Source organism: Mycoplasma sp. 3686h, from assembly GCF_056781225.1.
The window spans coordinates 253,516-269,763 of record NZ_CM165562.1; the positions used below are offsets into that span (position 1 = coordinate 253,516).

Here is a 16,248-nt window from a genome sequence, read left to right on the forward strand (position 1 = left end):
CAACTTTAAGAGTATTTAATTTTTTATTAAATAAAAGCCTGATGTTTTCTAAGTATTTTCCTTTTAAAACAAAAAGAGCGGAAAATTATTTTCCGCTCTTTTTTAAGAAAATTAAAATTTCGTTATTTTGATTGATTAATTGAAATTATGCTATTGTTAATTATAAATTCCTTAATTTTATCTTTTAAATCGACTTCTTTGTTTTGTTCTACTCATTTAGCGATTGTTAGTGAGTAATTTTCGTTAAAATATTTTTTGATTTCAAGACCTGATTGATCTAAATATTTATCATCCGTTCATTTTAAGTAAAGACCACAAAAGAATCTTAAAAAATAAACAGTAAAAGAGAAAATAGCTCTTTTGTTACCGTTTCTTAATTCATGTTTTTGAACTAAGGTTCAGATAATGTATACTAATAAATCGATAGTATTTTGTTTAGTTTGATCTTGTTGTACATAGGAAACATAAGCATTATATGCTCCTAGAACAGAAGTTAAAAATTTATTCATTGATAATTTATCAAACGGTTCATCAGATAATTGACTCGCAAATTCAAATGCGTTTATAATTGTATATTCTAATAATTTGTCAAATGTTTCCTCGTCTAAGTACCCAAAAGACATTTCGATTAAAGCGTTATTATAACCGCTTAAAGAATAATAAATTTTATTACCTCCAGATTGCTTGAAAAACCTAATTTTATTTGTTTGAAAATTATTTGATAAATACAATTCTTTTTGAGCATTCAATGATTTTTCGTTTAAATAAACAACTAAGTTTTTTCATTTAATAGGTTGTTTGTGCATATTTTAAAAAAGATATGAATTTATAATTACATTTTCCCAAGGTTTTTAATCACCTGAGCATAAACTTCTTTAGCTGGATGTTTTTCAAATGCTTCATTTTGTCTTTTTGCATTTTCTAAAAACATTTCATAAGTTATATAATTAGCTTTTTTATTCTTGTTGTTCATAAAACTCCTTTTACATTAGTTTTTAATTAATATTAAAGCTTAAAACCTTATATATTTAAATTTTAAACAATTATTTTCATATTAATTTAATAAAAACTTTTTTAAAAAATCAAAAAAGAGAAAATTAACGTATTAGTCTCATTTTGCTTTATATTTTTTAAATTTTGTCCTCTTAATTTAAGCTTACTTAATTCATTTACTAGTTTATGTTTTATAATTAAAATAACTATGGCAGAGCTTAAAATACTATTTTTCGGTGATGTTTTTGGACAACCAGGAATCAATACTCTTCAGGCAACATTACCAGAATTAAAAGAACAATATCAACCTGATTTTATTATCGCACAAGGAGAAAATGTTTCAGGTCGCAAGGGCCTGAATTTAAACGATTATCAAAAACTCAAAGAACTTGGAGTTAATGCAATTACCATGGGAAATCATGTTTGAGCTAATGAAGAAATTTTTTCTTTTATTGAACACAGTGATATTATTCGACCCTTGAATATTAATCAAGGATACCCTGGTGTTGGAGCAAAAGTTTTTAAGATTAAAAACAAAAAACTTTTAATTATTTCACTGATGGGAATTACATTTAATCCCTTGTATGCACCTTGAAAACAAGAAACCGCTAATAATTTTTTTGATGCTTTTGATGCTGAAATTCAAAAGCATGAATATGATTATATCTTTGTTGATTTTCATGGTGAAACTACCAGCGAGAAGAATGTCTTTGGATTATATGCAGATGGAATTGCGCATGCAATTTGTGGAACCCATACCCATGTGCAAACTAGCGATGCTAGAAAATTACCTAAAGGAACGCTATTTATCACTGATGTAGGAATGTGTGGACCGCAAGATAGTGCCATTGGAGCTAATTATGAGCAAGTATATAATAAGATGCGCTTTAATTCAAAACAACGGTTTGAGGTAAGTCCCAACCCAACCCAACTCAATGCTGTTCTTTTAACTTTAAACACTAATAAACAAAAAAATAAGATTAAAACTATCAATTTGAGAAATGTATTAGCTTAGCTAATTTTTTTATCCATTTTTTCAAAAAAATGTTTTTGTAAAAATTTTTTATATGTATAATTAAAAAGCTACAATAGCAAAAAAGTTCTTTGAAAACTAGATATATAACAATACATGACAGTCAATTTTTTCGAGAGTTTGATCCTGGCTCAGGATGAACGCTGGCTGTGTGCCTAATACATGCATGTCGAGCGGAGTTTATTTATAAACTTAGCGGCGAATGGGTGAGTAACACGTACTTAACGTGCCCTTTAGATTGGAATAACGCTGAGAAATTAGCGCTAATGCCGGATACTTATTATTAACGCATGTTAGTAATATCAAAGGAGCGAATGCTTCACTAAAGGATCGGGGTGCGGAACATTAGCTAGTTGGTAAGGTAAAAGCTTACCAAGGCGATGATGTTTAGCGGGGTTGAGAGACTGAACCGCCACACTGGGACTGAGATACGGCCCAGACTCCTACGGGAGGCAGCAGTAGGGAATTTTCCACAATGAGCGAAAGCTTGATGGAGCGACACAGCGTGCAGGATGAAGGCCTTCGGGTTGTAAACTGCTGTTATAAGGGAAGAAAAAATAATAGAGGAAATGCTATTATCTTGACGGTACCTTGTCAGAAAGCAACGGCTAACTATGTGCCAGCAGCCGCGGTAATACATAGGTTGCAAGCGTTATCCGGAATTATTGGGCGTAAAGCGTCTGTAGGTTGTTTATTAAGTCTGGCGTCAAAACTTGGGGCTCAACCCCAAATCGCGTTGGATACTGATAGACTAGAGTTATTTAGAGGTTAATGGAATTCCTTGTGAAGCGGTGGAATGCGTAGATATAAGGAAGAACACCAATATGGCGAAGGCAATTAACTGGGAATATACTGACACTGAGAGACGAAAGCGTGGGGAGCAAACAGGATTAGATACCCTGGTAGTCCACGCCGTAAACGATGATGATTAGCTGATGGACACCATTAGCGCAGCTAACGCATTAAATCATCCGCCTGAGTAGTATGCTCGCAAGAGTGAAACTTAAAGGAATTGACGGGGATCCGCACAAGCGGTGGAGCATGTGGTTTAATTTGAAGATACGCGTAGAACCTTACCCACTCTTGACATCTTTTGCAACGCTATAGAGATATAGTTGAGGTTAACAAAATGACAGATGGTGCATGGTTGTCGTCAGCTCGTGTCGTGAGATGTTCGGTTAAGTCCTGCAACGAGCGCAACCCTTATTCTTAGTTACATGATCTAAGGAGACTGCCCAGGTAACTGGGAGGAAGGTGGGGATGACGTCAAATCATCACGCCTCTTACGAGTGTAAGCAACACACGTGCTACAATGGATAGTACAAAGAGAAGCAAGATGGCGACATGGAGCAAATCTCAAAAAACTATTCTCAGTTCGGATTGAAGTCTGCAACTCGACTTCATGAAGTCGGAATCGCTAGTAATCATGGATCAGCTACGCTACGGTGAATACGTTCTCGGGTCTTGTACACACCGCCCGTCAAACCACGGGAGCTGGTAATGCCTGAAGTCGGTTTTGTTAACTACGGAGACAACCGCCTACAAGCAGGACTGGTGACTGGGGTTAAGTCGTAACAAGGTATCCCTACGAGAACGTGGGGATGGATCGCCTCCTTTCTACGGAGTACAAAGATAATTCGTTGAAGAATTATTTACCTGAATAAGACTATTTTAAATACCGTTATGTACATTGTCAATAGTCCAATGATATATCTAGTTTTGAGAGAGCTTACTCTCATATGTTCTTTGAAAACTGAATAGTAAAGATATTAATTAATATAACAACGACATCAAAAAAACATTTTTTAGTCAATTTGTTTTGTGATACCGAGTTGAGAATTATTAGCAATAATAATTTATTAAAATGTCTTTGAATACATCAACAATAGGAAAATACATAACTTTTAAATAAGTAAGAGTTTGTGGTGGATGCTTTGGGTCTGGAAGTCGATGAAGGACGTGATTACCTGCGAAAGCCTCGTGGAGCTGGATATACGCTACGATACGGGGATGTCCGAATGGGGAAACCTAATTAGAGTAAAGTCTAATTGCTAAGCAATGAATATATAGTTGCTTTTGACGAGAGACGTTGTGAACTGAAACATCTTAGTAGCAACAGGAAAAGAAAATAAATAATGATTCCACTAGTAGTGATGAGCGAAAATGGAAAGTTCTCAAACCAACATATGTTGGGGTTGTAGGACTATCTACATGAAGTTACAAAATTTTGTCATAGCAAAATTAGTTGGGAAACTAAAGCACAGAGGGTGAAACTCCCGTATGCGAAATGACAAAATCTTCTGATAGCATCCTGAGTAGGGTGGGAGCGTGAAACCCTGTCTGAATTAGTAGGATCATCCGGTAAGATTAAATACTAACCAGACACCGATAGCGAACTAGTACCGTGAGGGAAAGGTGAAAAGAACCCCGGGAGGGGAGTGAAAGAGATTCTGAAACCACTTACTTACAATTAGTCAGAGCCCGTTAATGGGTGATGGCGTACATCTTGCAGTATGGATGGCGAGTTATGTTATCATGCGAGGTTAAGTGGACAAAAGCGGGTCAGTAGAGAAATCGAGTCTGAATAGGGCGCATTAGTATGATGACATATACCCGAAACCAGGCGATCGATTCATGAGCAGACTGGAAGCTTGGTAATCCCAAGTGGAGGGTCGAGACCGTAGTACGCTGAAAAGCGCCTGGATGACTTGTGAATAGCGGAGAAATTCCAATCGAACTTGGAGATAGCTGGTTCTCCTCGAAATAGCTTTAGAGTTAGCGTGTGATGTTAAACTTTGGTGGTAGAGCACTGAATATGGAATAGTACCGCGCCTAGCGGTACTGACTATAATCAAACTCCGAATACCATTGTGTATTATCATGCAGTCGGAACCGGGGTGCTAACGTCCCGAGCTCGCGAGGGTAACAACCCAGATCGTCAGTTAGATCCCAAAATTGTGTTAAGTCAGAAAGGTTGTGGGGTTTCATAAACAACTAGGAGGTTGAGCTAGAAGCAGTAATCCTTTAAAGAGTGCGTAATAGCTCACTAGTCAAGAGACCCTGCGTCAATAATGTAACGGGAGTAAACACAATACCGAAGCTCACGGGTACATTTATGTACGTTAGAGGAGCGTTCTAAACGCAGTGAAGTCAGAGCGTGAGCACTGGTGGAGCGTTTAGAAGTGAGAATGCTAGGTATGAGTAACGATTCTGTAGTGAGAATCTACGACGCCTATTGGGAGAGGTTTCCTGAGCGAGGTTCGTCCACCCAGGGTTAGTCAGGACCTAAGGAGAGGTGAAAAGCGTATCTGATGGACAACAGGTTAATATTCCTGTACTTTCTGCAACAAGTGATGGAGTGACGGAGAAGGATAGCACTACCCATTAATGGATTTGGGGTAAGCTTTAATTGGTGAACATAGTTAAATGCGTGTTCTATAACCAAAAGGAGTAATGCATGAACTCGTAAAAGAGTTTAATTGTGTGATTTCATGCTTCCTAGAAAAGCTTCTAAGCGTTATAAAGTTGCAGATACCTGTACCGAGAACGGACACACGTTCCCAAGATGAGTATTCTAAGGCGAGCGAGAAAACTAGTGTTAAGGAACTCTGCAAAATAACCCCGTAAGTTCATGAGAAGGGTGCTTATATTTAATAAACTGCACAGTAAATTGTGAGGGCGACTGTTTATCAAAAACACAGCTCTCTGCTAAACCGCAAGGTGAAGTATAGGGGTGAAGCTCTGTCCAGTCTTGAAGGTTAAGCGGATGCGTTAGCTTAATGCAAAGCGTTGAAGTGAAGTCCGGGTGAACAGCTAGTATGACTATAACTAGTCCTAAGGTAGCGAAATTCCTTGTCTACTTAAATACTGACCTGCACGAAAGGCGCAATGATCTCTCAACTGTCTCAACACTAGACTCGGTGAAATTATGGTTCCAGTGAAAACGCTGGATACCCGCATCAAGACGAAAAGACCCCATGGAGCTTTACTACAACTTCGTATTGAAACTTGTACCTAACATGTGTAGGATAGGTGGGAGACTGTGAGATTAAAACGCTAGTTTTAATGGAGTCATCCTTGAAATACCACCCTTGGTATGTTGAGTTTCTAACCTGCTACTGTAATCCAGTAGGGGGACAGTGCGTGGTGGAGTAGTTTGACTGGGGCGGTCAGCCTCCTAAAAGGTAACTGGAGGCGTTCAAAGGTACACTCAATATGGTCAGAAACCATATGTAGAGCGCAAAGGTAAAAGTGTGCTTGACTGCGAGACCTACAAGTCGAGCAGGTGCGAAAGCAGGACTTAGTGATCCATACTGTACGTCATGGAACTAGCGGTCGCTCAACGGATAAAAGTTACCCTGGGGATAACAGGACTATCTTGCTTAAGAGATCGCATCGACAGCGAGGTTTGGCGACCTCGATGTCGACTCATCGCATCCTGGAGCTGGAGTCGGTTCCAAGGGTTTGGTACTGTTCGCCAATTAAAGCGGTACGCGAGCTGGGTTCAGAACGTCGTGAGACAGTTCGGTCCCTATCTGATGTGGGCGTTGGGATATTGATGAGATCTGCTCTTAGTACGAGAGGACCGGAGTGGACGTACCGCTGGTGTTCCAGTTGTTTCTTAAAAGCATAGCTGGGTAGCTAAGTACGGAAAGGATAACCGCTGAAAGCATCTAAGTGGAAGCCTCCTCAAAGATAAGTATTCCCTTGAAATTCCTTATAGACTATGAGGTTGATAGGATGGAAGTGTAAGTGTAGTAATACATTCAGCTGACCATTACTAATAAATTGATCGGTTTAAAAGTTAAGATGAATTCAAAGTCATTTTAATAAGTTATTATCGCCAAATTACTATTCAGTTTTGAGAGAGCATACGCGTCATAGGACGCATTTTTTATGCTTTTGTGAGATTAAAACGCTAGTTTTAATGGAGTCATCCTTGAAATACCACCCTTGGTATGTTGAGTTTCTAACCTGCTACTGTAATCCAGTAGGGGGACAGTGCGTGGTGGGTAGTTTGACTGGGGCGGTCGCCTCCTAAAAGGTAACGGAGGCGTTCAAAGGTACACTCAATATGGTCAGAAACCATATGTAGAGCGCAAAGGTAAAAGTGTGCTTGACTGCGAGACCTACAAGTCGAGCAGGTGCGAAAGCAGGACTTAGTGATCCGGCTGTACGTCATGGAACGGCAGTCGCTCAACGGATAAAAGTTACCCTGGGGATAACAGGCTTATCTTGCCCAAGAGATCACATCGACGGCAAGGTTTGGCACCTCGATGTCGGCTCATCGCATCCTGGAGCTGGAGTCGGTTCCAAGGGTTTGGCTGTTCGCCAATTAAAGCGGTACGCGAGCTGGGTTCAGAACGTCGTGAGACAGTTCGGTCCCTATCTGATGTGGGCGTTGGAATATTGATGAGAGCTGCTCTTAGTACGAGAGGACCGGAGTGGACGTACCGCTGGTGTTCCAGTTGTTTTGCCAAAAGCATAGCTGGGTAGCTAAGTACGGAAAGGATAACCGCTGAAAGCATCTAAGTGGGAAGCCTCCTCAAAGATAAGTATTCCCTTGAAATTCCTTATAGACTATGAGGTTGATAGGATGGAAGTGTAAGTGTAGTAATACATTCAGCTGACCATTACTAATAAATTGATCGGTTTAAAAGTTAAGATGAATTCAAAGTCATTTTAATAAGTTATTATGCCAAATTACTATTCAGTTTTGAGAGAGCATACGCGTCATAGGACGCATTTTTTTATGCTTTTTACCCCTAAAAATGTCAGTTTATAACTTTTTTACAACATAATAAGTATTTAGAACATTAATAAAAATTTTCTAAGTTAAAATGTTTATGCTATAATTAAAAGACAAGCAAACGAGCTAAAATATTTTTAATAAAAATGTTTTACAAAATAATATTTTTAGATATAATAAATATGCACTTATTAAAGTGATAAGTGGAGAAGTAGCTCAGCTTGGCAGAGCGCTACGTTTGGGACGTAGTGGTCGCAGGTTCAAATCCTGTCTTCTTCACCATTTATGGGGGGTTAGCTCATTTGGCTAGAGCGCCTGCCTTGCACGCAGGAGGTGGTGGGTTCGAATCCCATACTCTCCACCATTTATGGCACTGTAGCTCAGTTGGTTAGAGCATCCGGTTCATACCCGGAAGGTCATGAGTTCGACTCTCATCGGTGCTACCAAAAAACCAACGCTGTATTTTGGACCTATAGCTCAATGGTTAGAGCAACCGGCTCATAACCGGTCGGTTACAGGTTCGAGTCCTGTTGGGTCCACCATGTGGGTGATTACCCAAGTCTGGCTGAAGGGACTAGTCTTGAAAACTAGCAGGGGCTTCACGGCCCGCGGGGGTTCGAATCCCTCATCACCCGCCATTTGTTCTTTGTTTAAATTTAATATCGCGGAGTGGAGCAGTTGGTAGCTCGTCGGGCTCATAACCCGAAGGTCATAGGTTCGAATCCTGTCTCCGCAACCATTATGGTCCAGTGGTAAAGTGGTTAATACGCCTCCCTGTCACGGAGGAGAACGCGGGTTCGATCCCCGTCTGGACCGCCATTTATGGCCCTGTAGCTCAGTTGGTAGAGCAACAGATTGAAGCTCTGTGTGTCGCTGGTTCGATTCCTGCCGGGGCCACCATTTAAAATCCTCTTTTTTACTTGCTAATTGATTTAGTAATTAAAAAAGAGGATTTTTCTATTCATGCAAATAGTTAACATAAAACTAATTTAACGAGTGTATATCATTTTTGCTTTTTTGGTATAATTTAAATTAAATTTAGTACTTAAGGAGGGAGCAGTGAAACGATTATTTAAAAAGCTATTATTCTTTAATAGTGCGATAATTCCTGCTTCTTCGTTTTTTTTAATTTCGTGTACTCAAAGTCAACAATTTCAAATTCAAGAGCAAATTGCTAGTACTCTAGCTCAAACTCCTTATTATCAAATAAGACCTATTATTTATATTCCTGATAAGGATAAAGATTTAAACAATTACACTGCCGAAGCACTTGATTGCATGCGTTTTATTCAAGGAAACTCATTTAAGAGTAATGGTTATACTTATCGTTCAGAAGTAATTAGCGTTTTTCAAAACGTAGCGAGTGATAGTGCTGAGATTAAAACTCGTTGAACTATTGATGAATTACCTAATATTATTAGTTATCCAAAAACCTTTAACATTAGTGGTTTTAAACCTATCCCAATTAATCATAAACATTATATTCGAACCGATCAAATTCACATTTCAAATCAAGAGTGTTTAAACAAATATAATGGACAAACAGGAGCATAAAATGATCGATTATAAACAAACTTTAAATATGCCTAAAACTGCTTTCGAAATGAGAGCAAATTTAACTATTAAAGAACCTAAATATCGTCAAATGTGGATTGATAAGCAAATTTATCAAAAGCTCTTACAACGTAATAAAGCAAATCAAACATTTATCTTACATGATGGGCCCCCATACGCAAATGGAAATTTACATTTAGGTCATGCTCTCAACAAAATTTTAAAAGATATTATTGTTCGTTATAAAACTATGAGTGGATTTTATTCACCATTTATTGCTGGATGGGATACTCACGGATTACCAATTGAGCACAGAATGCTTAATGAAGCTAATTTAAACCAACACGAATTATCAGTCTCGCAATTACGTGCTAAAGCAACTCAATATGCTTTAGAACAAGTTCAAATTCAAAAAGAGCAATTTAAACAATTATCTTTACTAAGTGATTTAGAAAACATTTATATCACTTTAGATAAAGAATATGAAGCTAAACAATTAGAATTATTCAAAAAAATGGTCATGGACGGGTTAGTGTATAAAGGACTTAAACCAGTGTATTGGTCACCTTCATCACAAAGTGCTCTTGCTGAAGCTGAAGTTGAATACCAAGATGTGGTATCACCTTCAATTTATGTGGCTTTTGAAATTGTTCACTCTGATTTTGAAATCATTAATCCTGGAGATTATGTCATTATTTGAACTACTACTCCTTGAACTTTAATTGCTAATGCTGCTGTTGCACTGGGAGAAAATATTGAATATGTTAAAGTTTCTGTGAAAAATAATAATTATATTATTGCTAGTGAATTGCTTGAAAAAGTTGTTCAAGTTCTTAATTGGGAAAATTACCAGGTAATTAACTCATTCTTAGGAAAAGATATTAGCAATGTGCAATATAAAACACCAATTTTAGATAATATTGCTCCCCTTGTATTGGGACACCACGTGGTTACAGATGCAGGAACTGGCTTAGTTCACATTGCTCCTTTATTTGGTGAAGATGACTTTTTAATTGGTAAAAAACATAATCTCAATATGATTATGCACATTTCTGATGATGGTCACATTGAAAACACAAACACTCAATTTGACGGAATGTTCTATCATGATGCTAATAAGTCAATTTCAGAATTTTTAGGTGATAAAATGCTTGCATTTGCTCGCATGAAACACTCATATCCGCATGATTGGCGTACTCACAAACCAATTATTTTCCGTGGTACTCCACAATGGTTTGTTTCAATTGATAAAATCAAAAATCAAATCATTGAACAAATTAACACTCAAATTACTTCATATCCAGATTGAGGTAAAAAACGATTACTTTCAATGATTGAGAACCGTTCAGATTGAACTATTTCACGTCAACGCTCATGGGGTGTGCCAATTATTATTTTCTATGATGCAGACAAAAATCCTGTTTTAGACGAACAATTATTCGATCATGTTATTAATTTAGTTAAACAACACGGAACTGATGTGTGATTTAATTGAATAACCGAAGAGCTTTTACCAGAACAATACAAAGGTAAAAACTTTACTCGCGAAATGGATATTATGGACGTGTGGTTTGATTCAGGTGTTTCTTCACTTGCAGTAAATATTGATAATCAAACCACTCCATATGATGTGTATTTAGAAGGAAGTGATCAATATCGTGGATGATTTAATTCATCAATTATTAACGCAGTTGCTTGAAATGGGAAAACCCCATATAAAAACTTAATTTCACACGGATTTGTTCTTGATGCTAAGGGTGATAAAATGTCTAAATCTAAGGGCAATACCATCTCTCCAATGGATGTAGTTGCTCAATCAGGTGCAGACATTTTGCGTTTATGAGTTGCTAATAGCGAATATTCAAATGATGTTTCAATTTCAAAAGATATTCTTAATCAAAACAGCGAAATTTATCGTAAATTACGCAATACTATTCGTTTTATGCTTGCTAATTTACAAGGATACAAATTCCAAGGAAAGATTGAGCTCCAAGGAATTCATCTCTACATTAATGAACAATTGAAAAAAATTAAAAATAAAGTAATCAAAGCATATGATGACTATAAATTTATCAATGTGATTAAGTTAATTAATCATTATGTAGTTGAATTATCAGCCTTTTATTTATCAATTATTAAAGATATTTTATATGTAAAATCACTTAATGACCCTCAAAGAGCCATGGTGTTACATAATTTATACTTGATTAATGAATTTCTAATCACATCTTTAGCTCCAATTCTTCCAACTACCGCTGAAGAAGCGTATGATTTTTTTGAAAAAGAAAACAAACACGAATCAGTCTTTTTTGAAAGCTTTTTCACTAAACAAGAAAACATTAACACTAAGATTCTTGAATTATTTAAAAATGAATTCTTCCCTCTCAAAGATCAAGTTAACATTCTCATTGAACAAGCAATTCAAAACCAAGTAGTAAAGCGTTCAAATGAATTAAAACTAATTCTTCCAGAAAATGTGAGCGAATTTATTAAAAATCTTGATTTAAAAATGCTCATGCAAGTAGGAGATGTTCAATACGGTTCTAAACTCAGTGTGGAAAAATTTGATTCAAATAAGTGTTTAAGATGTTGAAATCACTTTTATACTAATCAAATGCAAGGTGATATTTGCATTAGTTGTGCAAAAACAATCAATAGCTTAGGAACTGCAAATGAATTATAAAATTCCATACCAATTAATGATTAAATGGATTAAGAACATTAAAATCAATCGCAAAGTTATTTTATATAACTTTATTCTTTTTGTGAGTGTTTTTACTGTTTTATTATTAATTGATCAACTGACCAAAACTTTTATTTTCAAACACGGGAATGTATACGCTATAAATAGCAATGGAGAATTTATATTACCTAATGGTAAAATAGGAAGACCTGAAGATATTTATCCATCCGAACCAAGTTTATGAACTAATTGAAAAATAATTGGATTTCGAAGCGTATGGCACCATGGGGTAACTCTAGTAAAAAATCCTAATTTTACTCTTATTCAAATTATTAGTGTTCTTATCTTTCTTTTAGGATTACATTTACCTTTGTTTACAAACAAAAAGCATAAAATGCTCTTTACTTGTTTAGCAATTATTGCTTCAGGTGCATTTGGTAATGCCCTTGATCGTTATATTTTTCTTGATCATGTGAAAGATATTTTTTACTTTCCTTTTTTTGATAAAGGTACCTTTAATTTTGCTGATGTATGCATTATTTTAGGAATGATTATTTTAATTGCGTATCTAATCATTAGCTTTATTGTTGATCTTGTTAAAGAAAGTAAACAAGAAAAAGAAGAAGAACTTGAAGAAAATAAATTGATTGTTCAAATTAGTGCAACTCAAAAAGAATTAAATCTTTTAACCAACAAACATATTTTACCGACCCGTCGGAACAAAAAACTTTTAATCTCACGTCGAAAAACCAAAATTTCTCGACACAAACACACTTTAAAATAAAAATATGAATTTAAAAAGTAAACACTATGAAAAATGAAAGAAAAAAATTTATAACAATATCTACAAATGAACATTCTATAGATACTGATTCAACGAGTGATTTAAAATTATTAGATTACAAAATGGGTGAGTATTTACTCAATAATAAATCTGAAAGAATAAATCTTAAAGAGATTTTTCAACGTTATTGATGAAAAGTGCTTTTAGTTTTACTCTCATCATTTCTATTTGTTTTTGCTATTCAAATTTTCCTTACTCGAGGGGATACAGTTCCTACCGGATTTAGTGGTTTTCCAACCTTACTAATTATTCTATATCCTAAAATTGGTCCATATTTTGCATTAATCTTTTTTGGGGTCAATTTACCTTTATTTGCAATTTTTTGAAGAAAAATTAAGAAAAGCTTTTTATATCTAACTATGCTCTTTTTAATCTTTTCAATTTTAGCTAATATTGTTTTAAGTAATGACAAAGTGGTTGAATTCATTACTTCTGTTGTTAACTTAGTTCCTGATACCTTACGTCCTGAAGAATTTTTTGACTCTAATGGTGTGATTAAACAGAATCTAAAACAAGGTTTTGAACACTTTGGTGTTCCAACTGATGGTTTGGATAAAGTTAAAGAATACATGAACGATTCATACCAAAATAAAATTGATTTACTTAAACTTCAATGATATAACGAAGGTAAAACCTGACCATTCTTCCTTTACTGTGCGATTGGAGCTTTCTTTGTAGGACTTTCGGCAAGTATTGCATGAATGGGAGGAGCTTCAAGTGCTGGAACTGATATTATTGCTTATTACTATGTAACTAAAAGAAAAAAATCAGTTGGAGCAGCCATTGGTATTGTCGCAACAACAATGGGAATTATGTTCTTAGTAGTTTGAGCCTTTCTCCAACCTAATATTGCTTCAGCAGACCAAATTAATTATCGAACTATTATTGGAGCTAGAGAATTAGCCACCTTCTTATTCATCTTAGTTGCTAGTGCAACCATTTCAATAGTTTATCCAAAATACAAAAAACTTAAAATGGTGATTGTCTCAACTCAAATTGATAAAATTGTCCAATACTTTAAAACCATTGAATACTGACATAGTTACCAAATTGTTGACTTTAAGTCAGGATATGACGGACAAAATAAATATAAAATTGAAACGGTTGTCTTATTATTTGAAAGCAAAAACTTAATTCACGATCTCAAATTAGTTGATCCAAACGCTTGAATTTCACTTACACCGGTGAATTCAATTATTGGAAAATTTGATACTCAATACGTGGATCAATAAAAACCATATAACCACAAAAGACCTAGTAAAAAATATTACAAGGTCTTTTTTATTTATTTAACTTTTTACTACTTTTTAATATAATTGATTTTAACAATTGATATTATGAACAACTCAGTACAACAAAACAATACCCAATCAAGCTCAGATGTATTAAGCAAGAATAATTTTATCCAAACAGATCATTCCAAGTGTAGTTTAATCTTATCAGATTACAAAATGGGTGAATATTTAGCTCATCATAAGCCAGTTAAACTAACTTTAAATGTCCTTTTTCAACGCTATTGGTGAAGAGTGTTATTAGTCCTTGTATCAGCTTTTTTATTTAACTTTGCGATTCAAATTTTCTTATCTCGCGGAGATACAGTTCCTTCAGGATGAACAGGGATTCCGACATTGCTTCAAATTTTAATTCGTCAATTACGTCCTTATTTTGCGTTAATTTTCTTAGCAGTCAATATTCCATTATTTATTATTTTTTGGAAAAAAGTCAAAAAAAGCTTTTTATATTTAACCCTAACCTTTATGGTCTCACAAATTTTAGCTAACCTAATTTTCACCCAACCAATTATTTATGAATTTATTACATCAATCATTAACTTAGTTCCAGATGATATTAATGTTAATGTTTTCTATTCAGATCCAACTAGTGGAGCAATTCATCCAAATTTAACTAGTGCAATAGAAAAAATCGGAATTCAAACAAGTGCTAGTGAAGGATTTAAAGATGGAATTTATTATCTCAAACCTGAAAACTTACAAGCTTGAATTAATGATCATTACACTGATAAAATTGCTTTATTAAAAATTCAATGATACAGCGAAGGACGCACCTGACCATTTTTACTTTATTGTGCTCTAGGAGCCTTCTTTGTCGGGATTTCAGTTTCACTTGCATGAAAAGCTGGTGGCTCAACTGGTGGAACTGATATTATTGCTTATTACTTTGTGACCAAAAGAAAAAGTTCCATTGGTGGATTATTAAGTTTGTTTGGAATTATTACAGCAACTATCTTTTTACTTATTTGAGGATTTGTCCAACCCAACATTGTAGCTAAAACCCAAAAATACACTACTATTTTTGGAGTGAGAGAATTATCAACATTCACTTACATTTTAATTAGCAATATTGTGGTTTCAATAATTTATCCTAAATACAAAAAAATTAAAATGGTGATTGTTTCAAGCGAAATTGATAAAATCGTTGAATACTTTAATACCATTCACTACTGACACAGTTATCAATTTGTTAGCTTTAAATCAGGGTATGATGGACAAACTAAAACTAAAGTAGAAACAGTCGTTTTATTATTTGAAACCAAAAACTTAATTAGTGATTTGAAATTAATCGATCCTAATGCTTGAATTTCAACCATTCCAGTTGGAAATGTGGTCGGAAAATTTGACACTCAATATGTTGAGCAATAATAGCTTTTTGAGCTATTATTTTTTTATTTTACTTTTTAAACCAAAAATTTATTACTTAATGAGAAAGGAGGGTTAAAATGAAACTCAATCAATTAAGTAAACTTGAATATAATCAATATCAGCACATTTTTCCAGGATTTGCAATTACAGCTTTACTTACTGCAATTCCATTAATTATTAATTCCATTGCTCCAATTGTTGGATTGATTAAATCTTCACTTTCAGTTAGCGGAGAAATTAAAGACAAAACTAATTCATATAAATGAGATAATTCCAAAAGCCTTGAAAAATCAAGCTCAAATAGTTTAAATAAATACATTAGTTTCTAAGTTCTTAGTGTATAATTACAAATGTTACTCTAAGTAACCGTACCAAAAAGGTTTTAAGTGCATTTAGCCACCTTAAGGACGAGCCAACTTTGGAGGTATTTGCATGATCGCAATTATCGAAACAGGTGGTAAACAATTATTGGTTAAGGAAGGTCAAACCATCTTTGTTGAAAAACTAGAAGGAGAAGAAGGAGCAACAGTTTCATTTGATAAAGTGTTGCTTGTTGATTCAAAAATTGGTCAACCTTATGTTCCAAACGCAATCGTACAAGGTATAATCGAAAAACAAGGTAAAGCAAAGAAAATCGTGGTATATCGTCACAATGCAAAGTCAACTCACAAGAGAAAACTTGGACACCGTCAACCATACACAAGAATTAAAATTACATCAATTCAAGGATAG

At 35.0% G+C, this 16,248-nt stretch carries 10 protein-coding genes, 8 tRNA genes and 2 rRNA genes; 18 read left to right on the top strand and 2 right to left on the bottom strand.

From position 1 onward, the window contains the following. Positions 1-122 precede the first annotated feature (122 nt). A complete protein-coding gene (locus tag AC1RP9_RS01275) occupies positions 123-806 on the bottom strand; it encodes a hypothetical protein (RefSeq protein ID WP_481822587.1) in 684 nt (227 codons plus the stop codon). A gap of 26 nt (positions 807-832) precedes the next feature. Continuing rightward, a complete protein-coding gene (locus tag AC1RP9_RS01280; RefSeq protein WP_481822588.1) occupies positions 833-973 on the bottom strand; it encodes a hypothetical protein in 141 nt (46 codons plus the stop codon). A gap of 228 nt (positions 974-1,201) precedes the next feature. Between AC1RP9_RS01280 and AC1RP9_RS01285 the strand changes: the two genes are divergently transcribed. The 18 genes from AC1RP9_RS01285 to rplU all read left to right on the top strand — a co-directional run bounded on the left by AC1RP9_RS01285 (position 1,202) and on the right by rplU (position 16,248). Further along, complete coding sequence (locus AC1RP9_RS01285; RefSeq protein WP_481822589.1) at positions 1,202-2,008, top strand: TIGR00282 family metallophosphoesterase; 807 nt, start codon at positions 1,202-1,204, stop codon at positions 2,006-2,008. 126 nt (positions 2,009-2,134) lie between these two features. Next, positions 2,135-3,643, top strand: a 16S ribosomal RNA gene (locus AC1RP9_RS01290). A 285-nt stretch (positions 3,644-3,928) separates the two neighbouring features. After that, positions 3,929-6,831: ribosomal RNA gene (locus AC1RP9_RS01295) — 23S ribosomal RNA — on the top strand. Together the 16S and 23S rRNA genes form the textbook arrangement of a ribosomal RNA operon. Before the next feature lie 1,149 nt (positions 6,832-7,980). After that, positions 7,981-8,057, top strand: a tRNA-Pro gene (locus AC1RP9_RS01300). Between the two features lie 5 nt (positions 8,058-8,062). Then, positions 8,063-8,139 (top strand) — tRNA-Ala (locus AC1RP9_RS01305). A gap of 5 nt (positions 8,140-8,144) precedes the next feature. After that, positions 8,145-8,221 (top strand) — tRNA-Met (locus tag AC1RP9_RS01310). 20 nt (positions 8,222-8,241) lie between these two features. Beyond that, positions 8,242-8,317 (top strand) — tRNA-Ile (locus AC1RP9_RS01315). A gap of 3 nt (positions 8,318-8,320) precedes the next feature. After that, positions 8,321-8,413: transfer RNA gene (locus AC1RP9_RS01320), tRNA-Ser, on the top strand. Positions 8,414-8,438: 25 nt separating this feature from the next. Beyond that, a tRNA-Met gene (locus tag AC1RP9_RS01325) sits at positions 8,439-8,514 on the top strand. A gap of 4 nt (positions 8,515-8,518) precedes the next feature. Further along, positions 8,519-8,594: transfer RNA gene (locus AC1RP9_RS01330), tRNA-Asp, on the top strand. Between the two features lie 5 nt (positions 8,595-8,599). Beyond that, positions 8,600-8,675, top strand: a tRNA-Phe gene (locus AC1RP9_RS01335). A gap of 159 nt (positions 8,676-8,834) precedes the next feature. Next, a complete protein-coding gene (locus AC1RP9_RS01340) occupies positions 8,835-9,329 on the top strand; it encodes a hypothetical protein (protein WP_481822590.1) in 495 nt (164 codons plus the stop codon). A 1-nt stretch (position 9,330) separates the two neighbouring features. Further along, positions 9,331-12,012, top strand: coding sequence for an isoleucine--tRNA ligase (ileS, locus tag AC1RP9_RS01345; protein ID WP_481822591.1), 2,682 nt, complete (start codon positions 9,331-9,333; stop codon positions 12,010-12,012). Continuing rightward, a complete protein-coding gene (locus tag AC1RP9_RS01350) occupies positions 12,002-12,796 on the top strand; it encodes a signal peptidase II (RefSeq protein WP_481822592.1) in 795 nt (264 codons plus the stop codon). The genes ileS and AC1RP9_RS01350 overlap by 11 nt, the downstream gene beginning before the upstream one ends. A gap of 26 nt (positions 12,797-12,822) precedes the next feature. Further along, positions 12,823-14,088 (top strand): YitT family protein, encoded by a 1,266-nt coding sequence (locus AC1RP9_RS01355; RefSeq protein ID WP_481822593.1) that lies wholly within the window; start codon positions 12,823-12,825, stop codon positions 14,086-14,088. Positions 14,089-14,193: 105 nt separating this feature from the next. Beyond that, on the top strand, positions 14,194-15,516 hold the full coding sequence (locus tag AC1RP9_RS01360; protein WP_481822594.1) for a YitT family protein: 1,323 nt from the start codon (positions 14,194-14,196) through the stop codon (positions 15,514-15,516). A gap of 77 nt (positions 15,517-15,593) precedes the next feature. Further along, on the top strand, positions 15,594-15,845 hold the full coding sequence (locus tag AC1RP9_RS01365) for a hypothetical protein (protein WP_481822595.1): 252 nt from the start codon (positions 15,594-15,596) through the stop codon (positions 15,843-15,845). A gap of 103 nt (positions 15,846-15,948) precedes the next feature. After that, the gene (rplU, locus tag AC1RP9_RS01370; protein ID WP_481822596.1) at positions 15,949-16,248 is read left to right on the top strand and encodes a 50S ribosomal protein L21; all 300 of its coding nucleotides are present in this window, start codon (positions 15,949-15,951) and stop codon (positions 16,246-16,248) included.